The 17,857-nt window shown below is 66.9% G+C and carries 20 protein-coding genes and 1 tRNA gene; 17 read left to right on the forward strand and 4 right to left on the reverse strand.

Annotated features, from left to right (window positions below):
• The first annotated feature begins 74 nt into the window (after positions 1-74).
• The 3 genes from SLV14N_RS16140 to SLV14N_RS16150 are packed head-to-tail and all read left to right on the forward strand — an operon-like array spanning position 75 to position 1,383.
• On the forward strand, positions 75-299 hold the full coding sequence (locus SLV14N_RS16140) for a hypothetical protein (protein WP_127151871.1): 225 nt from the start codon (positions 75-77) through the stop codon (positions 297-299).
• Positions 299-1,039, forward strand: coding sequence for a GntR family transcriptional regulator (locus SLV14N_RS16145; RefSeq protein WP_263273177.1), 741 nt, complete (start codon positions 299-301; stop codon positions 1,037-1,039). The genes SLV14N_RS16140 and SLV14N_RS16145 overlap by 1 nt, the downstream gene beginning before the upstream one ends.
• The gene (locus tag SLV14N_RS16150) at positions 1,036-1,383 is read left to right on the forward strand and encodes a hypothetical protein (RefSeq protein WP_263269804.1); all 348 of its coding nucleotides are present in this window, start codon (positions 1,036-1,038) and stop codon (positions 1,381-1,383) included. The genes SLV14N_RS16145 and SLV14N_RS16150 overlap by 4 nt, the downstream gene beginning before the upstream one ends.
• Positions 1,384-1,977: 594 nt before the next feature.
• Here the strand turns inward: SLV14N_RS16150 and SLV14N_RS16155 are convergent.
• From SLV14N_RS16155 to SLV14N_RS16165, 3 genes are all read right to left on the reverse strand, one after another.
• A complete protein-coding gene (locus SLV14N_RS16155; RefSeq protein ID WP_263269806.1) occupies positions 1,978-4,203 on the reverse strand; it encodes a UvrD-helicase domain-containing protein in 2,226 nt (741 codons plus the stop codon).
• A complete protein-coding gene (locus SLV14N_RS16160; RefSeq protein WP_263269807.1) occupies positions 4,200-5,030 on the reverse strand; it encodes a hypothetical protein in 831 nt (276 codons plus the stop codon). The genes SLV14N_RS16155 and SLV14N_RS16160 overlap by 4 nt, the downstream gene beginning before the upstream one ends.
• A gap of 2,061 nt (positions 5,031-7,091) precedes the next feature.
• Positions 7,092-7,559 carry an NUDIX hydrolase gene (locus SLV14N_RS16165; RefSeq protein ID WP_263269808.1) on the reverse strand — a complete coding sequence of 156 codons (468 nt, stop codon included), beginning with the start codon at positions 7,557-7,559 and terminating at the stop codon, positions 7,092-7,094.
• Between the two features lie 18 nt (positions 7,560-7,577).
• Between SLV14N_RS16165 and SLV14N_RS16170 the strand changes: the two genes are divergently transcribed.
• The 11 genes from SLV14N_RS16170 to SLV14N_RS16220 all read left to right on the forward strand — a co-directional run bounded on the left by SLV14N_RS16170 (position 7,578) and on the right by SLV14N_RS16220 (position 14,748).
• Positions 7,578-8,357, forward strand: coding sequence for a GntR family transcriptional regulator (locus SLV14N_RS16170; RefSeq protein ID WP_263269810.1), 780 nt, complete (start codon positions 7,578-7,580; stop codon positions 8,355-8,357).
• A 139-nt stretch (positions 8,358-8,496) separates the two neighbouring features.
• Positions 8,497-8,853: a hypothetical protein gene (locus tag SLV14N_RS16175; protein ID WP_030988949.1), complete on the forward strand. Its 357-nt coding sequence runs from the start codon at positions 8,497-8,499 to the stop codon at positions 8,851-8,853.
• 2 nt (positions 8,854-8,855) lie between these two features.
• Complete coding sequence (locus SLV14N_RS16180) at positions 8,856-10,211, forward strand: FtsK/SpoIIIE domain-containing protein (RefSeq protein ID WP_263269812.1); 1,356 nt, start codon at positions 8,856-8,858, stop codon at positions 10,209-10,211.
• Between the two features lie 81 nt (positions 10,212-10,292).
• Complete coding sequence (locus tag SLV14N_RS16185) at positions 10,293-10,979, forward strand: DUF2637 domain-containing protein (protein ID WP_263269813.1); 687 nt, start codon at positions 10,293-10,295, stop codon at positions 10,977-10,979.
• Between the two features lie 19 nt (positions 10,980-10,998).
• Positions 10,999-11,193, forward strand: coding sequence for a hypothetical protein (locus SLV14N_RS16190; protein ID WP_263269814.1), 195 nt, complete (start codon positions 10,999-11,001; stop codon positions 11,191-11,193).
• Position 11,194: 1 nt separating this feature from the next.
• Positions 11,195-11,386, forward strand: a complete 192-nt coding sequence (locus tag SLV14N_RS16195) for a mobile element transfer protein (protein WP_263269815.1) — start codon at positions 11,195-11,197, stop codon at positions 11,384-11,386.
• An 18-nt stretch (positions 11,387-11,404) separates the two neighbouring features.
• A complete protein-coding gene (locus SLV14N_RS16200) occupies positions 11,405-11,560 on the forward strand; it encodes a hypothetical protein (RefSeq protein ID WP_109891880.1) in 156 nt (51 codons plus the stop codon).
• Positions 11,561-11,583: 23 nt separating this feature from the next.
• Positions 11,584-11,892 carry a SpdD-like protein gene (locus SLV14N_RS16205; protein ID WP_263269817.1) on the forward strand — a complete coding sequence of 103 codons (309 nt, stop codon included), beginning with the start codon at positions 11,584-11,586 and terminating at the stop codon, positions 11,890-11,892.
• 137 nt (positions 11,893-12,029) lie between these two features.
• Positions 12,030-13,412 carry a replication initiator protein RepSA gene (repSA, locus tag SLV14N_RS16210; RefSeq protein WP_263269818.1) on the forward strand — a complete coding sequence of 461 codons (1,383 nt, stop codon included), beginning with the start codon at positions 12,030-12,032 and terminating at the stop codon, positions 13,410-13,412.
• Complete coding sequence (locus tag SLV14N_RS16215; protein WP_263269820.1) at positions 13,409-13,597, forward strand: AlpA family transcriptional regulator; 189 nt, start codon at positions 13,409-13,411, stop codon at positions 13,595-13,597. Before repSA ends, SLV14N_RS16215 begins: the two co-directional genes overlap by 4 nt.
• Positions 13,597-14,748 carry a site-specific integrase gene (locus SLV14N_RS16220; protein WP_263269822.1) on the forward strand — a complete coding sequence of 384 codons (1,152 nt, stop codon included), beginning with the start codon at positions 13,597-13,599 and terminating at the stop codon, positions 14,746-14,748. Before SLV14N_RS16215 ends, SLV14N_RS16220 begins: the two co-directional genes overlap by 1 nt.
• Before the next feature lie 89 nt (positions 14,749-14,837).
• On the opposite strand, the gene SLV14N_RS16225 is transcribed toward SLV14N_RS16220, so the two are convergent.
• Positions 14,838-14,911, reverse strand: a tRNA-Thr gene (locus SLV14N_RS16225).
• Positions 14,912-15,088: 177 nt separating this feature from the next.
• Here SLV14N_RS16225 and SLV14N_RS16230 point away from each other — a divergent pair.
• The 3 genes from SLV14N_RS16230 (at position 15,089) to SLV14N_RS16240 (ending at position 17,638) form a co-directional block, all read left to right on the forward strand.
• Entirely contained in the window at positions 15,089-16,225 is a 1,137-nt protein-coding gene (locus tag SLV14N_RS16230) for an ABC transporter ATP-binding protein (RefSeq protein WP_263269824.1), read from the forward strand.
• Positions 16,226-16,462: 237 nt separating this feature from the next.
• Entirely contained in the window at positions 16,463-16,879 is a 417-nt protein-coding gene (locus tag SLV14N_RS16235) for a hypothetical protein (RefSeq protein ID WP_208681555.1), read from the forward strand.
• Between the two features lie 30 nt (positions 16,880-16,909).
• Positions 16,910-17,638 carry a nucleotidyltransferase family protein gene (locus SLV14N_RS16240; protein WP_263269827.1) on the forward strand — a complete coding sequence of 243 codons (729 nt, stop codon included), beginning with the start codon at positions 16,910-16,912 and terminating at the stop codon, positions 17,636-17,638.
• The last annotated feature ends 219 nt before the right edge of the window (positions 17,639-17,857 follow it).

Here is a 17,857-nt window from a genome sequence, read left to right on the forward strand (position 1 = left end):
CCCGTGGTCTACGAGGCGTGCAGTTGCTCCTGCCACACAGTGGCCGACCGTGGCAACCGAACGGACGGACCCCAGTGAGGGGCTGGGCACCGAGCGGTGCAGCGGCCGCCCCCGTCGAGATCACCTCTGCCAGTGTGCAGCGCGGCGACGTCATCCAGATCGGCGGTCACCCATGTCGCGTGACCGACCTCTGCCAGCTCCCCGGTGGAGCGAAGCACCTGCGCTTCGAGTCGGGCGAACTGCTCACCATGCATTCCCGCACTCGGCTCGTAGCCCTGCGCACGCTGAGAAGGTGGTGATGCAGCCCATGCCATCCCGCCGTCACGTCATCGCCGATGACATTCGGAACCAGATCTCGACCGGCCGGATCAAGGCCGGCGCATGTCTCCCTTCTGAGGCGCAGCTCGCTTCCCGCTACGCGGTCAGCACGGCGACGCTGCGGAGCGCCCTCTTGGTCCTCCAGAGTGAAGGCCTCGTCGAGAAGATCCACGGCAAGGGAAACTTCGTCCGCTACCCCCTCCGCAGAATCACGTATGTCGGCGGTGGTTGCACACCCCGGACGGAGTCCTCGCCCGAGTCGGCGTTACGCGTCAGCGTCCGCACCACCAACCTCCAGGCGCACGGTCAACTGATCGGCCTGCTGAGGGTGTCGGCAAGCAGCCCACTCACCGAATTTCTCTGCCTCAGCCACGAAGGCAAGTCACCGCACAGCCTCGCTCGTATCTACGTACCTCGCGACCTGTCGCCGAACGACGTTCCCGCCGAATCGCACTGCTGCAAGGGCGTTGAGGCGAAGTTGGCAGAACTCCGCCCGCCACTGGCCGAGGTCCGGGAACGAGTCAGCGCCCGTCCTCCAACACCAGAGGAATCGGCGACCCTTCGCATCAGCTCGGCCCTGCCAGTGCTCGCGATCACACGTGTGGCGGCCGACTGCACGGGACGCGTGGTCGAGGCGGCTCTCCTGGTGCTTCCCGGCGACCGCGCCGACGCATTCTTCACCACCCACCACATGACCGACGAGAGGACAAGCGGAGGATGACGACCCACAACGAGCTGCGGCTCCTCCCGTGGTCAGGACCCGAGGGCAACCCCTGCTATTTGAGTACTGAGAGCAGCGGCAGCTACCTGTCCCGCCTGGCTGACCACACCGAAGCGGTGCAGCTGGAAATGGCAGCCGAACTCCTGGAGCACGCAGTCGAAGTACTCGGCGACGGGGAGACGGAGCCGAACGAGGTCCGGCTCCTGGTGATGGACATGACTGAAGCCCTGCGTGATGTGCGTCGTGTAGCGATCAGCCGCGGTCACCGCCTGCCGTTGACGGATCCTCCCGCTGGCGAAGAGGGCGACGAGGGCCCTCAGCTGCCGGCGGCGGCCTTCGGCTAGCAGCGACACATCGAACGGCAGGGGAGCCCCAGATTGGGTACGGAGCTCCCCTGCCGTTGGATTCAGCCCTCCGCAGCAGCCACTGCCTTTTGCGAGCGAGCCTGATCACTCGGCCTGGTGACGGCTGTTTTGTAAGCCTGGGGGTGGACTCCAGCGCATTTGCGGGGGTCACGCCACGCGCCGTCTGCTCTGGTGGGCACGCAGCCTCTGCGCCTCCACACCCCCGTTGACCGAGACTGACCGCCCGATCTGGCACGCATTTGGCGCGCGTCGACCACCGCCTTAGGAGTTCGCTCGGACTCTGCTCAGCCCAGCGATACCAACTGATACGACGGCCGGACAAGGAGACGCTGGTGTACCCATCCATCCAGCGTCGTTCACGTCAGCCGCGGATGTAAGAGCCCTGCTCATCCGTAGCGCTAGCTGGATCAGTTATGCCGGGGAAATAGACCGTGACGAGCGCTTCGGCGGCCAATGTATGGACAGTGGAGGCCGCTTTCCCCGCAGGTCCATGTCCAACCTGGTGCGTCGGTGATACGGGCTGAACGCCGCGTGGGTCACTGGACCTCAAGCACCTCCAAGAGCTTGATAACGCTAAACGAGACTTCCCCTCTCCGGCTCCATCAGGTTATTGGCGACAGCTCGGAGGAGGACCTCGGCGGCCCCGCCGTCGTCCTCGTTCACACAAACGCGGACCTCTCGTTGCGCCCGGCTGAGGGCAAGATAGAGGAGCGACAGCCGCCGGGTTCGTTCGTTGGCGGTCGGAGCAGCAGTGTTCAGGTTTGGGATCCCGGCCACGATCACCGAGTCGAACTGTAGTCCCGCGAGATACTCCGCAGGGCCAACAACGAGCCCACGGCGCCGATAGCCGAGACCTTCAATGTCGGATCGGCCAGAGACGGTGGACACGTGGAACTTGCCGGAATGCCCAATCCGAGAGGCGAGATCGCTGAATCTCTGCCATTGGTGGGTGTCGACCACCGCGAGGGCCAGTCGGCCTGACGGATACAGTTTCTGAACCGCGCGGAAGATGTCCATCTCTTCCCCGGAGCGGGAAGCCGCTGAAATCAAACGCGGCAGGGGGCCGTCATCTTGCACCGACTCCACCCGAGTGAAGTCGATGTCCCAGTCGTGCCCGAGGTCGAAGGTAGGGAACTCGTGATGCACATGCTTGATGAGGTCAAGGATCTGCGGTGTGAATCTGTGGATTGTCGTGAGTTCGAAGTTCGCGACGTCGCCGAGGCTGTCGTCCACTGCCGCCGAGCTTGACGATCTGGTCTCATCTGCAGCCGGTCCGATGAAGGCCTCAGACGGCGACTGTCGAGGGTCTACGGCCATGAACACGTGTGGGTAGGTTGAGGTGTCGCGAGTGAGGTAGTGGAGCACTTGTCGCTCCAGCGGGCTGAATAGGTGGAACTCATCCACGAACACCAAATCGTAGCCCTGGGATCTGCGAGCGCGATTCCATGCATGGGTCTCCAGATGGCTCAGGAAGTCCGCGAGCACCTGATCCGATGTGACGAGCGAGCGGGCGTCAAGGCTCGCCATGTAACGCGAGTACAGTTCGAAGATGACTCGCAGGTCGTCTCGGGTTTTTAGGGGTAGCATCCATGATGCGCGCGGCAGCTGGAAATAACGCAGGTCCGATCCGGCGCCGGGGAAGATGGCTGCGGTGCCAATGACGGACCCGAATTCGATGAGCAAATCCCATGCGAGCGCGAGCCGTTCATCTTTTTCTGCCGAGTCGAACCTCGACCGTAGATTGTCGCTGACGAGCCCCTTATAGGTGATCCATTCTCCGGTAATGAAATCGTCCAGCACCTCCAGGATCTGATCCAGCTGTGCTTGTTTGCCGCTGAGGCTGTCCTCTCCGATCAAGTTGAACCCGGAAGCATCTTGGGTGTACTGCGGGGAAACCGTCTTTGCGATTTCAAGCAACGGGAAGACGTCGATCTCATGCGGCAGACCAAGACCCATTGAATCAATGGAGTCCGAAATCTGTGCAGCCAGCGCCCAGCTGTGCGTTACGACGAGGACGCGTACGTCGCCTCCGGCGTCACGGACATTGAGTACCTCCCGGATCGCTTTCAATGTCAAAGCCAGAGTCTTGCCGGAGCCTGCGGGGCCGCGGAGACGAATAGACTTGTCCGTACTCGCTTCGATGAAGGCGCGCTGTTCACTACTTACGGCCGCTAGCCACTGCTCGTAAGTCCAGCCCTTAGTCGTCGACTGTTCGAGAGCCGGAAGGCTGATCTCAACATCAGATGGCTCGGGTCGCTCCTGAGTAAAGTGATTTTTGGCGGCTGCGAGAGCCTGTGCCCAGCCGTCATCAAACTGGGGGGCCGCCGACCGGTTGGACTTTTCGAAATCTTCAATCGTCGATTTATTGTTCGACGTGGTAGTCGACCAAAAGATGACATCTGCGCGATCGCCGGAGGTGACTTCCGTGATCCAGCGGCTCGCGTGTACGTCGGGCTTCGGCACCGCGAAAAAGGCGACGTAGTTATCATGCTTGTACTGGTGCCACTGCCGCGGCAAAGAGAGGGGGCCGGGAGTCCTTGCCCTCTCGGCGAAGCTCGTCATCCGGCTCAGAACATCCCTTCTGAGGCCGACGAGATGCTCTGGGACGTAAGGATCCTTGGCGTTCTCTTCGCGCATAATAACGATGCGCTGGACTTCTTCATCGTCGTCTGCGGCGACGAGGAAGTCGACTGCTGGAGTGTTGAATTCAAATAGTACCGGTGACGCTGAGATGGCGTCAGGAGATAGGCCGGTTGCGAGCTCACCGAGCGCGCGGACGGTTGTGATCAACGGCTTCACGTGAAGTCATCCCCCAGGATTTCAGAATGCAGGTTGCGTAGGTCTTCATACTGCTGGGGCAGCCCTATCGACATAAAAACCATTGCGAATCTCTGAACGAGTGCGTGTGTGAACCGGTCTTGCATGCGAGAGATCCGGCGGTATTTGGCCGCCCTTCGCGATGGCCCCAACGAGATCTCGGGCTCCCGGACCTGCTCGATATGCCGGAGGTAGCCGAAGTAGCCTTTGTCATGCCCTGGGGCGATGGCCGCCAGGAAGAGCGCATCGCCTGGCGGCCGCGAGTAGGCATCTCGCAGATCACTCACTACCTTCTTCACGGCGGTCTCTCGCTTCGGAGGACTCTCGCCGATAAGTTGCGCCTCTACGAGCGAACCGACGCCCTCCTTGAAGTTTTGTGCCGGCGCATCGATCATGCGGATGACTTTAAGGGCGGCTGTCGCTTTTTGTGCATCCGCTTGCTTCAGCTCGAGCCTCATGACGATGTCCGTAGGCATCTCTTCGCTCGCCCACTCCCTGAGTCGGCGGTCACTGATGTCGGGCGCTTCGGACTTCGAGAGGATTTGACGCATCTCTTTGAGCGGCTGTTTGACGAGCCGCTCACGGATCTTGGGAATCTGCATCTCCGACAGGTAATCCTCCGCCGCAAGTATAGGGACGCAGGTGACGCGCCCCTGATGCTTGACGTGCGCGAAGTCGCAATCGGCAGTAATGACGAGGAGGTGCCGCTGCCACATCGACGCTCCTGCATCGACGGCCTCCAGCACGTCGCCCTGTCGGAGCGGATCAGCCACGCCTATCTCACGGTACTCAGCGAATGGCTCGTCCACCTCACGTCCCTCCGCATCTGCTAGTCGCAACTCGCGCGCCCACCGTATCTGACATGAGATGATCGTGCCGGGGTTCCTGTTGTACGTGAACCAATACTTGTCGTTGGGTGCGCGGTGTTGCGCCGGACGATGTGTCACGGCTTACTAGGCCTTCCTTACTGGCGCAAGGAAAACTGTCGTGGCGGCAACGTCACCGTGGGTTCAAATCCCACAACCTCCGCAGGTAGAAGGCCCCTGACCAGGAAGATTGGTCAGGGGCCATTCGCCTGAACGCGCACCGATGCGCAGTAGTTGCAGGTTCTTACCGGCCGCACACAGCTGCTGCAGGTGCTGTACTTCGCTGCTGTAGCGCCGTTGTCAGGGCTGCGCCCCGAATGACCTCACTGGACAGGTTTAGCAATCGCCAAACGACCAACCGCAGCCTGAGCCAGCCACAGTGAGTTGAGAACTATCAGCGATGAGATCAACTCCTGCACCTGCGGGATCGCGGCCCACAGAATGCACACGATGACGCTGATCACCAAGACCGATTGCCGGTTACGAGTTGACAGCCCAGGGGGCAACAGGGGGACACTCAAGCTGAACCTCCAAGGTTCCTAGTCCCACCCCTGCCGCTCACGTTGGGAAGCCTGCGCGGCCTGGGTGGGTTTTTTCGTGGTGGGAACCATGGTGCCGCCTCGGCCCACCGCCCGCGCCGACCTCGGCGACTTCTCGCCGGACGTACACGGAGTGCACCCACGTACAGAGTAACTTTCACGGTTTGACTGGTCGGCCGAATTACCCAAGCCCGTGACCTGCATGTTTTTCTGATTAAGGCCGCTTATACCGCACGCCCCTGACAAGCGAGGGGCCACCATGCAACATGGCGGCACGATATGCCCCTTTCGCGCCTTTAGGGCTTTGCTTATCCTTTAGCTAATCCGCAAGGATTGGCGTACGAGGGCTACGTAAATCACGTGACTTCGAAGGGGAGCGACGATCCCAATTCGCAGTAGTCATGATCGTGAAACCGCGAGGCCAGAAACTGACCGAACGCCCTGGGCTCAACGGTGGCGAGGAACTGAGCGGAGCGCCCATGGCGGGCTGAGCCACATCGCGGCAGCAGCTAGCTCCCCCTCAGCCACGTATCAGCGTCCGGTCCGCTCACGCGCCCGCATCCGTGACGGTGGCGGCACGGCGGCCCGCCCTCGCCTGCTTGTATGCCCGGAGTGCTCGGCCTCTCTGCCCCATTCCTCCCGTAGCCAGCTCTTGTCGACGAAACCAAGGCCTATGGCACGGTCGGCAGCGCGCCCGTCACGTAAACCGCTCACCGCTTCCGCCCCCACGCCCACCTGCTGCAATCCTCACCATGCTCGGACCCCATCTGCCGGCTAAGCCTCCGCCATCCCAGAGTCAGAGGCCGCTGCCGGAGGCACTCTTTGACCCGCACCGCCCACCTCACCACCACTCCTTCGCACTTACTCGCCGCGCTCGGGGCTCCCGCCTGGACCTGACCCTGAGCTACGGGCACCTGCGAGGCTGCTCAGCTCATCCTGATGGTGGTTGGCTGCGATCGGGCTGCTGGATGAGTCGGCGGTGGTGTTGGGCGGTGGGGGGGCAGCTCGGTCCGGCGCTGCTTTTGGGCGGGACAAAGCGTCTAGCGGATCACCCCGTGGCAACTGTGGTGGCGCGGGGCCGGGGGCGGGGCGGAGCGGGCCGAAGGCAGGAGCGTCGCCCCAGTCCCCGAGCCCGCGCCGGCCCACGTGGCGGGCCGGTGGGGTGTGATTCGTAGCGGCGGCTGTCAAAGCCGTTGGCCTGCGAGCCGGATGTCGAAGGCAAGAGCCCCCACAAGGCCAGAGCCACAAGCCGCCAGCCTCCCCCGGGGAAGAGCCGCGAGACGCTGACCAACGAGATACATGGCTGCTGTTGGCCTCGATCGGCACCCCACGGGCTCAACGGGCTGATGCTGTGCGATCGCCCGGCAAGGGAACGGCACCCCCAGCGAGAGCCCCACAGTGCCCTCCTCCCACCTCCCCGCCCTTCCCCGGCCGAAGGGCGGGGCTTGATGAAGTAGGGAAAGTTCTACCGCGCCGGCGTCAGCCGCTTGCCGTCATGGCTTCGCACGTGAGGTCCTGCCCCATCCAGGGCGTCCAGGAACCGGACCGCGTAGACCTCGGACATGGACTCCGCCACCTCGTCGGGCGTGAGCCAGGTGACCGCCGTCGACTCGCTGGAGGTGCGCTCCTCGCCGCCAACCGGCTTGCAGCGGAAGACCAGGGCCACGATGCCTCGTGTCGTGTTCTTGTAGACCCCGGTGAGCTCGTCGACCTCGACGTGGATGCCCGTCTCTTCCCAGACCTCGCGCCGTACGCCGGCTTCCGGGGGCTCTTCGAGTTCGAGCACCCCGCCCGGGAGTTCCCAAGCGCCGTTGTCGGCCCGCCGGATCGTTAGAAGCTTGCCGTCCTCGCGGACCACCACTCCGGCCACGGACACGGAATGGAGTGGCGTTGACTCGGCTTCCGAGGCGCTGTTACTCATGTACAGGAGCATAGGAGGATGGGAAGAACTATGGGAACCGCGGTAGGAGGGGGCAGGTCCGGACCTCGATACGTGCAGATCGCCGACGACATCGTGCAGCAGATCAAGGCTGGGATCCTTAAGCCCGGCGAGATGGTGCCGAGTGAAGCCGACCTGATCGACCGCTACGGCGTCTCGGGCGGCACGATCCGTAAGGCGATGGTGGAGGTCCGTGCGAGCGGCCTGGTGGAGACCCGCCACGGCAAGGGCTCGATCGTGAAGGACCGACCGCCGGTAAGGCACCGCTCCTCCGACCGCTTCCGACGCTCGCACCGGCAGGGTGGCAAGGCTGCGTATCTGGCGGAGTCCGCGCAGTCGGGCGCCACGGCCAAGGTCAGCGTTCTGTACATCGGCCCCATGGAGGTCCCGGAGGACGTGGCCGGTCGCCTCGGAGTCGAGCCCGGTACGCAGGTCCTCGCCCGTCGGCGGCTCTACTTCCGTAACGGCACTCCGGTCGAGACGGCCAGCTCGTACCTGCCTTGGGACGTTGTGAAGGACATCCCCGAGCTCTTTGCCGAAAACCCCGGCGGTGGCGGCATCTACGCCCGACTCGAAGACCAGGGGCATGAGTTCGCCGAGTTCGTTGAGACCTTGCAGGCCCGGCCGGCTGCCAAGGCCGAAGCGTCCGAGCTGGCGCTGAGCCCCGGGGCCCCGGTCGTGCATCTCGTCCGTGAGGCGCTGACGACCGAAGGCCGCGTGGTGGAGGTCTGCGACACCCTCATGGCCGCTGACCAGTTCGTTTTCAGCTACCGCATCCCTGCCACGGACTGACGCCCGCTCAACTCTCCTCAGCCCGCCCCGACTTCTTCGTCGGGGCGGGTTGACTCATGTACAGGAGTCAGGCACTCTTCTTCATGTCACTCATGTACATGAGTGACGGAGTTCGGCATCTATAGAGGAGTGATCCGTAGTGCGTCAGATCCCCGTCGACACCTCCGCCGCGACCGTGATGGTCGCGAAGCAGCCGCAGATCAAGGTCAAGGACCGCCGTACCGGTGAGGTCGCCCTCGACGTCGAGACCGGGGCGAAGCTGATGACCGTGGACGTGATGTTCGCCGCCAACGACGCAGTGGAGATCTTGTCCGTCACCGTCCCCGAGAGCGGGGTCTCCGGTGAGCTGGGCATGGGCACGCCGGTGGCGCTGACCGGCCTGATCGCCCGGCCGTGGGAGAACGAGTTCAACGGGCAGAAGCGGCACGGCATTGCCTTCCGTGCCGTGGCTGTCACCTCGCTCGCCGCCGGCGGCTCGCAGGCTGAGGCGGCCTGATCATGGCCCGCCTCTCGGTCGTGCTGCTGCTGGTCGTCGCCACCGCTCTCGTTCTGCGGTGGCGGCGCCCCGCCTGGTACTGGATGACCTTCGGGGCCGTCTTCGCCGCGCTGCGGGTCTTAGTCCGGTACGCCTCGGTCATGGATGCCTGTGGCCTGACGGTCCCGCCGCCGCGCTGGCGGCTCGCGCTCGCCCGCATGACCGACCGCCCAGCCCCCGAGCCGCGCGCTCCGCGCATCCTCCGTCTCCGGCCGACCCGTACCGGGCTCGTCCTGCGGCTCAAACTCCGGCCCGGCCAGGACGCTTTCGATGTCTCCTCCGCCACCGACCGGCTGCGGCACTCCTTCGGGATGTACGGCGTCACCGCCCAGGAGATCCGCTCCGGTGTCATCGAACTGCGGATGACGGGCTACGACGTGCTCAAGTGCGTGCAGATGCCCGCCAAGATCGACCGCGCTCCGATGCGCGTACCCGTCGCACTGCGCGAGGACGGATCGGTCCACTACCGCGACTACCGGACCGTCCCGCACGGGCTCACCCTCGGCGCCACTGAGTCGGGCAAGTCCGTCTACCAGCGCAACCTGGTGGCCGGTCTCGCCGCTCAGGACGTCGCGCTCGTCGGTATCGACTGCAAGCAGGGCGTCGAGCTGTTCCCGCTGGCTCGCCGCTTCTCCGCCCTCGCCGACAACCAGGACGCCGCTCTCGATCTGCTCGAAGCCCTGGTCTTGCACATGGAGTCCGTCTACCAACTCGTCCGGGAGGAACAACGCATCAGCGTGAACGTCCCCGACGCGGAGATCGCCGCCGACATCTGGGACCTGGCCGCAGACCTGCGTCCCACGCCCATTGTGGTCCTGGTGGACGAGGTGGCCGAACTCGCGCTCTTCGCCTCCAAGGAGGAGGAGAAGCGCCGGGACCGGATCATCACCGCGCTCGTCCGCCTGGCCCAGCTCGGCCGCGCCGCCGGCATCTACCTGGAGATCTGCGGCCAGCGCTTCGGCTCCGAACTCGGCAAGGGCATCACCATGCTCCGGGCCCAGCTCACCGCCCGTACCGTGCATCGCGTCAACGACGAGACCAGCGCCAATATGGCCTTCGGCGACATCTCCCCTGACGCCGTACTAGCCGCCATCCAGATACCCGCAGACGCCCCCGGCATCGCGGTCGCCGGTGACTCGACCGGTGGCTGGTCCCGCATCCGCGCCCCGCACACCTCGCTGCGCGAAGCGGTCAACCTCTGCAACAAGCACGCCGACCGCACGCCGGACCTGCCCGCGCTCGCGCCCTTCCGGCCCGCCGTCGCCCCGCAGGCCTCCACCGCCGTGCGGCTCACCAAGGCGTCCAGCACGACTGCCTGACCCTCCCGCTCCAAGGTTGGCGCCACCTCGACGCGCCAGGTCCCTACCCCCTCCATGCCAGATCCCGGAAGGAGAACCGTCATGGGACGCATCCGCCCGGACGCCGTCCTCGTACAAGCCGTCATCGCCGGAGCGCTCTCCTTCGCCCACCTCCACGACCTGGCCGCCGCTGCCGGACAGGACGGCTGGAAGGCGTGGGCCTACCCAATCAGCGTCGACCTGCTGCTGGTCGCGGCCTGGCGGCGACTCCGCAATGACGGCCCGTCCCGGCTCGCCTGGTGCTGGTTCGTGATTGCCCTGGTGGCCTCGCTCGGCGCCAACGTCGCGACCGCTGGCTTCCTCGACCTCCAACACCCGCCCGCCTGGCTCCGCTTCGGCATCGCCGGATGGCCCGCACTCGCGTTCCTCGGCGGAACCCTGCTGGCCCATACGCGGATTGCGGCCGAAGCAGCCGATCCCGCCCCGCCGGCCGACGTGACTCCGGCACCGAACCCCGTCCCCGTCCCGGCTCCGGTCGCGGCCGCTGAGCCTCCGGCCAGTCCGCCCGAGTGGGAAGCCGCCGACCTCCCTGCGACTGAACCACCCACCGAACCGCCTCGGCCTGCACCCGCACCAGCGCCCGTCCCAGCCGCGCTCGTCGCCCACGCCCGCAAGGTCGCCGACGAACACCGCGCCCGGACCGGAGACCGGATCGACGCCGACACCCTGCGGGCCCGTCTCGGCGTCCCGCCCCAGCTCGCCGACTCCATCGCCGCCCAACTCACCTGACCAGGAAGGGAGAACGGCCGTGACCCGTGACCCGGCCGACCTGACCGCCGCGGACTACCTCGACAGCGCCCGCGAGATGACCGCCGCCGACCGGCCCTACCTCGCCCACCTGCTCGCCGAGGAAGCCGTCCAGCGCACCGCCGACCCGGCCACCGCGGCCGGTATCCGCGCCGCCTACCCCGACCCGACGACCACCCGAACGGAGAGCAACTGACATGCCCGCCCGCGACCACTTCCACTCCGTCATGCGGATCGGCCCCGTACAGATCGGCACCTACCGCGACCGCCACGGCCGCACCAAGCACGCCGCCGTTTGCACCGCCGACCGCTGCGGCTGGTCCGCCGACTTCTCCAGCCGCTCGGCCGCCCAACTCGCCGCCCGCACCCACCGCTGCACCGTCCACTGACCGACTGAGGAGACCCCCATGGACGTCCCGCTCTGGCTCGCTCTGATCGCCGTCGGCTACCTCGGCATCAAGCTCATCCGCCCGCCCTGGTGGCTCGTGGCCGTGTTCCTCCTCGGCGGCTACCTCCTCGCCGACAGCTTCCTGGCCTCCGCCATCGACACGGCCGTCAAGTAACACCCGCAGAAGGGAGATCCACCATGTTCCGTCCCAAGGTCCCGACCAACCCGACGCCCACCGGACTCGTCACCCAGCCCTCCGTCGAACCGATCGGCACCATGCGGCACACCCCGCCGCCGGCCCCGGTCGCTCAGCCCCCGGCCCGCCCCGCGGTTCAACTCACGCCCGGCACCGCGGTCGCCCTCGTCGGCGGTGGCACGGCCGTGGTTCTGGTCGTCGGCGCCGTCCTGGTCTCGATGCTCCTGGCCGTAGCCGTCAGCGGGGTGTCCATCGCCGTCTGCGCGGTCGTCCTCCGCTCGCTGCTCGCCTCCCGGCGCACGCACCGCTGACCGGCCCCCGGGCGGCCTCAACCGCCAAGTCTCCGCCGCCCGGGAGCCGTGCTCCGTCCGAACCGCAGATCCGGAAGGAAGCCCCATCATGACGGACCGCACCGCCGCCCGCCCGTCTCGTACACGGGAGGTCGCCCGTGCCTGACACGCTCCTCGACCCGACCACCCTTGGCGACCTGCTGAGGGTGGCTTCGGCCCCCGACTACGACCGCTGGGCCGACCAGATTCACCGCACCGGCGGCTGCTCCGACCCCATCCACCTCACCGGCTGGACCCTCACCAAGGACCGCACGTCGGGCGAGACCCTGCACCACTACTCGACCGCGTCCGAACCCGGCGGACGACTCCGCCTCGCCTGCGGCAACCGCCGCGCCTCCCGCTGCCCCGCCTGCGCCTGGACCTACGCCGGAGACACCTACCACCTCATCCGCGCAGGCCTGGCCGGAGACAACCGCCGCGACATCCCCGGCACCGTCCGAGACCACCCCCGCGTCTTCACCACCCTCACCGCGCCTTCCTTCGGCCCTGTGCACAACCGGCCCGACCGAGGCGTCTGCCGCTGCGGCGCCCAGCACCACACAGACGATCCGGCCCTCGGCACTGCCCTGGCCCCCGCGACGTACGACTACGCCGCCGCCGTCCTGTTCAACAACCACGCGGGCGACCTCTGGCAACGATTCACCACCCGCCTCCGCCGCGAACTGGCCGCCCGCGCCGGCCTCACCCAACGCGCCCTCAAGGAATCCGCCCGCATCTCTTACGGCAAGGTCGCCGAGTTCCAGAAGCGCGGCGCCCTCCACTTCCACTCGGTGATCCGCATCGACGGACCGGACGGGCCCGGAACACCGCCGCCGTCCTGGGCAAGCGTCGACCTACTGACCGATGCAATCCACGCCGCCGCCGCACACTCCTACACCTCGGCCACGGCCCCAGCAGCCGGGGACCAACCCGCCCGGACCTTCCGCTGGGGCACGCAGCTGGACGTGCGGCCGGTCAAGGCATTCGGCGACGGCTCCGACATCACCGAACAGGCGGTGGCCTCCTACGTGGCGAAGTACGCGACCAAGGCCGCCGAGACCACCGGCACCCTCGACCGGCGCATCGGCGAACTCGCCGAGCTGGACCGCCACCACGTCCCCGAACACACCCGCCGCCTGATCACCGCGTGCAAAGCCCTGGACCCGCTCTACCCGGACCGCCGCCTCTGGGCCTGGGCCCACATGCTCGGCTTCCGCGGCCACTTCTCCTCCAAGTCCCGCCGCTACTCGACCACCCTCGGCGAGCTGCGCGCGGCCCGCGCCGACTTCCGCGCCGCCCAGGAACGCGAAGCCCTCGGCCTCGAACCCTTGGAGCCGGACACCGTCCTCGTCCTGACCGACTGGCAGTACGTCGGCCACGGCCACACCCCCGGCGAGTCCGCCCTCGCCACCACCATCGCCCGCGACATCCAGACCAACCGCGAAACCGCACGCGAAGCACGCGCCGAACTCGAAGCCGAAGAAGGAGACGACTGGACATGACCACTGCCACCGGCCAACTGCTGACCGTGCCCGAGGTCATGGCACGGCTCAAGTTCGGACGCTCCAAGGTCTACGACCTGATGCGCTCCAAGCGCCTCATCTCCATCACCGAGGGTCGTGCCCGCCGCATCCCCGAAAACGCAGTGCAGGACTACATCCGCGACCGGATCGAGGAGGCCGCCTGATGTCGCAGCAGCGCAAGCGCAACCCCAACGGCGCCGGCACTATCACCAAGCGCAAGGACGGCCGCTACCAGTGCGCGGTCTACGTCCTCCAGCCCGACGGCACCCGCGCCCGCAAGTTCGCCTACGGCAAGACCTGGGCCGAGTGCGACGCCAAGCGCCGCGAACTCCTCGCCAAGGTCGACAGCGGCGTCCCCGTCCCCACCCGCTCGGCCAAGCTCGCCGAGTGGCTGCCGTACTGGCTGGACAACGTGATCAAGCCCAACCGGAAACGCAGCACGTACAGCAAGTACGCGATGCACGTGCGGCTCTACCTCGTGCCCCTGCTCGGCACGAAGCGCCTGGAGACCCTCGGCCCGCGCCACGTCCGAGTGTTCCTCGCCGACGTGGCCCGCAAGTCCTCCCCCGCAACGGCCAAGGAAGCCCACCGCGTGCTCCGTACAGCTCTGACGGCAGCCACCCGGGAAGAGCTGGTGACGCGCAACGTCGCCTCGCTCGTGGAGGCTCCCAAGGTCGTCAGCCGCGAGACCATGCCCTGGTCGCTGGACGAGACGCTCACGTTCCTCGAAGAGGCCCGCCGTGATCCGCTCTACGCGGCCTTCGTCCTCGCCATCGCCATGGGCCTCCGCCGCGGTGAGGTCCTCGGCCTGCGCTGGTCGGACGTGGACCTCGACGGCCGGGTGATCCGCATCAGCAACCAGGTGCAGCGCATCGGTGGCGAGCTGTACCAGGACACCACCAAGACCGGGAAGATCCGCCCCGTACCGCTGCCCCTGATCTGCCTGGCCGCTCTCCGCTGGCACCGGCTCCGCCAGGCCCACGAGGCAGAGAAGCGGGGCACCAAGCTGGACCCGGCCGGCCTCGTCTTCACCACCCGCTCCGGTCGCCCCATCGAGCCTCGGAATCTCAACCGCTCCTTCTCCCGGCTCACCGCCTCGGCCGGCCTCCGCCCGATCCGTCTGCACGACGCCCGGCACGGCTGCGCCACCCTGCTCACGGCAGCCGGCGTCGCTCCCCGCGTCCTGATGGAGATCCTCGGCCACAGCCAGATCAGCATGACGATGGACGTCTACACCCACGTCGCCCAGGACACCCAACGGGAAGCGATCAGCCACATGGACCGGCTACTGAAACGGCGGCTAAACCGGGACTGAGCGACCGACCGTCCCCGTTGATGTCACCCATAGATGTCAGAAGCCCCAGGCCATTCCCGGCCCGGGGCTTCTTCCCTGTTCAAGCTCAGAGCCCCCTGTCGGATTCGAACCGACGACCTTCGCTTTACAAGAGCGGTGCTCTGGCCAGCTGAGCTAAGGAGGCGTGCGTGAAGCAGTGTACCCAGGTGTGCTGGATGCCGGTTCCCATTTTGTGACTGCAGGGGTGCTGACACGGGGGCCCGCCGCGGGTAGCGTCACGGAGAGTCCATATCAGTGGACTACACCACTCCTTTTACTCGGATCGTCCGGCACGTTCCTGCCGGTGAAGGGACTTTTCACCATGGCTACGGTCACGTATGACCAGGCAACCCGTATCTACCCGGGTTCCGACAAGCCCGCCGTCGACAAACTGGACATCGCCATCGAAGACGGCGAATTTCTTGTCCTGGTCGGCCCCTCCGGATGTGGCAAGTCCACCTCGCTGCGGATGCTCGCGGGGCTGGAGGACGTCGACGGAGGCGCCATCCGTATCGGGGACCGCGATGTCACCCACCTTCCGCCCAAGGACCGGGACATCGCCATGGTGTTCCAGAACTACGCGCTGTATCCGCACATGACGGTCGCCGACAACATGGGCTTCGCGCTCAAGATCGCCGGTGTGCCGAAGGCCGAGATCCGGCAGAAGGTCGAGGACGCGGCCAAGATCCTGGATCTCACGGAGTACCTCGCGCGCAAGCCCAAGGCGCTGTCCGGCGGTCAGCGGCAGCGGGTCGCGATGGGCCGGGCGATCGTCCGGGAGCCGCAGGTCTTCCTGATGGACGAGCCGCTGTCCAACCTGGACGCCAAGCTGCGTGTCCAGACCCGTACGCAGATCGCGGGGCTGCAGCGCCGGCTCGGGATCACGACGGTGTACGTCACGCACGACCAGGTCGAGGCGATGACGATGGGCGACCGGGTCGCCGTGCTCAAGGACGGTCTGCTGCAGCAGATCGATTCGCCGCGGAACATGTACGACCGGCCGGCGAACCTGTTCGTGGCGGGCTTCATCGGCTCGCCCGCGATGAACCTCGTCGAGGTGCCGATCACCGACGGCGGCGTGAAGTTCGGCAACAGCGTCGTCCCGGTCAACCGTGAGGCGCTGTCCGCGGCCGCCGACAAGGGCGACCGGACGGTGACCGTGGGCGTGCGCCCCGAGCACTTCGAGATCGTCGAGCAGAACGGTGCCGCCGCGAAGTCGCTGTCCAAGGAGGCCGCGGACGCGCCGGCCGGCCTGGCCGTCACGGTCAATGTCGTCGAGGAACTCGGCGCCGACGGCTATGTGTACGGCACCGCGGAGGTCGGCGGCGAGGTCAAGGATCTCGTCGTACGGGTCAACGGCCGCCAGGTCCCGGAGAAGGGCAGCCGGCTGCACGTCGTGCCGCGGCCGGGCGAGACGCATGTCTTCTCGACGTCGTCCGGGGAGCGCCTCACCGACTGATACGGGCTGAGGAGCGAACGAGCGAGAGCGGCGGCGGTCCCGGGGAGCATCCGGTACCGCCGCCGCTGCGTTGTCATCGGTGCCAAGTCCCTACATGTCACCACGTCCCCACATAGGGACATAACCCGACTTTCCACACCCGTGCGTCAACATCACAACCGCACCGACGAGCCATTGCGTCCCTCGATATGGTGACCAAATGTCGCCAAATCATCACTCCTCGCTACGATCGCGACCGTGAACTCCGCAGCCCGCCGCATCGGCAGAACTCTCGCCCTCGTCCTTCCCGTCGTCCTCGTGCTGTCCGGGACCCTCGCGGTCACCGCCGTCCCGTGGGCATCGACGGCCACCGACTCACAGATGCTGACCGCGTCCTCCGGGAAGGCCGCCACCAAGACCGTCACCCGCGCCCCCGAGGAGGCCCTGCGCAAGCGCCTCCTGGTCGAGCTCCAGGAGAAGGACCCGGGCGTCGCGCTGACCCACCTCCAGGAGGCGACCACCAAGCGCCCCTCGCTGGCCAAGCACTGCGTCTCCATCGCCCGTGACCTCGGCCGTGCCGCGGTCACCAAGTACGGCGCCGCACACCGCGCCCAGGCCTTCTCCCGCCCGGTCTGCGACACCTCCTTCGCCACCGGCGTCGCCGCCGCCCAGTGACCCCCGCTCGCACCGCATAGGGTGCGATCCATGACAGGTGCCCAGCATTCCTCTCCCACGCAGGCCGTGGTCCTGGCCGGCGGCCAGGGCTCACGTCTCCGCCCGTACACCGACGACCGCCCCAAGCCGATGGTCGAGATTCCCGGCACCGGGACCCCGATCATCGGCCATCAGCTGAACTGGCTGGCCGAGGAAGGCGTCACGGACGCGGTCATCTCCTGCGGGCACCTCGCCGGAGTACTCCAGGACTGGCTGGACCGGGCCCAACTACCGTTGCGCGTCACGACCGTTGTCGAGACCGAACCGCTGGGCCGCGGCGGCGGCCTCAAGTACGCGGCCGGCTCGCTCCCCCGCCCGGACGAGCCCTGGTACGCCACCAACGGCGACATCTGGACCCGCTTCCCGCTCCGTGACATGGCCGCCTTCCACCACGAGCGCGCTGCCGAGGCCACCCTCGCGCTGGCCCGCCCCCATATCCCCTGGGGCGCCGTGGAGACCGACGCGTTCGGGCATGTGCTGGACTTCATCGAGTCGCCGCCCTCGCCGTATCTCATCAACGCCGGCGTCTATGTGTTCTCCGCCGCCTTCACGGAGCTGCTCCCCGACCGCGGCGATCATGAGCGCACCACCTTCCCGCGCCTCGCCCGCGAACGCCGGCTGGCCGGCTTCCCGCTCCCCCAGGGCGCCTACTGGCGCGCCATCGACACCGCCAAGGACCTCACCGAGGCCGCCAAGGAGCTGAGCGCCCAAGGGCGTTGAGAGGCTTTGAGAGGCGTGGAGAGGCGGAGAGGGCCCCGCGCAAGGCCGTGACGGAAGCCCCGACGGAGCCCCGACGGAGCCCCGGAAGCCCGTACGGCACCCCCCTTGCCCCCACCACGCTCCCGCGCCGCCGATTGCACCGCCCGGAGCGGCCCTCGGGCCTCCGGAGCCGTCACTGGGGCCTCCGGAGCCGTCCCCGGCCGTCCCCGCACACGACTG

Origin of the sequence: Streptomyces sp. Je 1-4 4N24 (assembly GCF_026239515.1) — a bacterium.
In the GTDB taxonomy this organism is placed as follows: domain Bacteria; phylum Actinomycetota; class Actinomycetes; order Streptomycetales; family Streptomycetaceae; genus Streptomyces; species Streptomyces nigrescens.

What these genes read in the sequence shown, in the direction of transcription:
- SLV14N_RS16145 (WP_263273177.1), top strand. Translation starts at nt 299, where the DNA reads ATGCAGCCCATGCCATCCCGCCGTCACGTCATCGCCGATGACATTCGG.
- SLV14N_RS16150 (WP_263269804.1), top strand. Translation starts at nt 1,036, where the DNA reads ATGACGACCCACAACGAGCTGCGGCTCCTCCCGTGGTCAGGACCCGAG.
- SLV14N_RS16165 (WP_263269808.1), bottom strand. Translation starts at nt 7,559, where the DNA reads ATGCTCCTGTACATGAGTAACAGCGCCTCGGAAGCCGAGTCAACGCCA.
- SLV14N_RS16170 (WP_263269810.1), top strand. Translation starts at nt 7,578, where the DNA reads ATGGGAACCGCGGTAGGAGGGGGCAGGTCCGGACCTCGATACGTGCAG.
- SLV14N_RS16180 (WP_263269812.1), top strand. Translation starts at nt 8,856, where the DNA reads ATGGCCCGCCTCTCGGTCGTGCTGCTGCTGGTCGTCGCCACCGCTCTC.
- SLV14N_RS16185 (WP_263269813.1), top strand. Translation starts at nt 10,293, where the DNA reads ATGGGACGCATCCGCCCGGACGCCGTCCTCGTACAAGCCGTCATCGCC.
- SLV14N_RS16195 (WP_263269815.1), top strand. Translation starts at nt 11,195, where the DNA reads ATGCCCGCCCGCGACCACTTCCACTCCGTCATGCGGATCGGCCCCGTA.
- SLV14N_RS16200 (WP_109891880.1), top strand. Translation starts at nt 11,405, where the DNA reads ATGGACGTCCCGCTCTGGCTCGCTCTGATCGCCGTCGGCTACCTCGGC.
- SLV14N_RS16205 (WP_263269817.1), top strand. Translation starts at nt 11,584, where the DNA reads ATGTTCCGTCCCAAGGTCCCGACCAACCCGACGCCCACCGGACTCGTC.
- SLV14N_RS16215 (WP_263269820.1), top strand. Translation starts at nt 13,409, where the DNA reads ATGACCACTGCCACCGGCCAACTGCTGACCGTGCCCGAGGTCATGGCA.
- SLV14N_RS16220 (WP_263269822.1), top strand. Translation starts at nt 13,597, where the DNA reads ATGTCGCAGCAGCGCAAGCGCAACCCCAACGGCGCCGGCACTATCACC.
- SLV14N_RS16230 (WP_263269824.1), top strand. Translation starts at nt 15,089, where the DNA reads ATGGCTACGGTCACGTATGACCAGGCAACCCGTATCTACCCGGGTTCC.
- SLV14N_RS16240 (WP_263269827.1), top strand. Translation starts at nt 16,910, where the DNA reads ATGACAGGTGCCCAGCATTCCTCTCCCACGCAGGCCGTGGTCCTGGCC.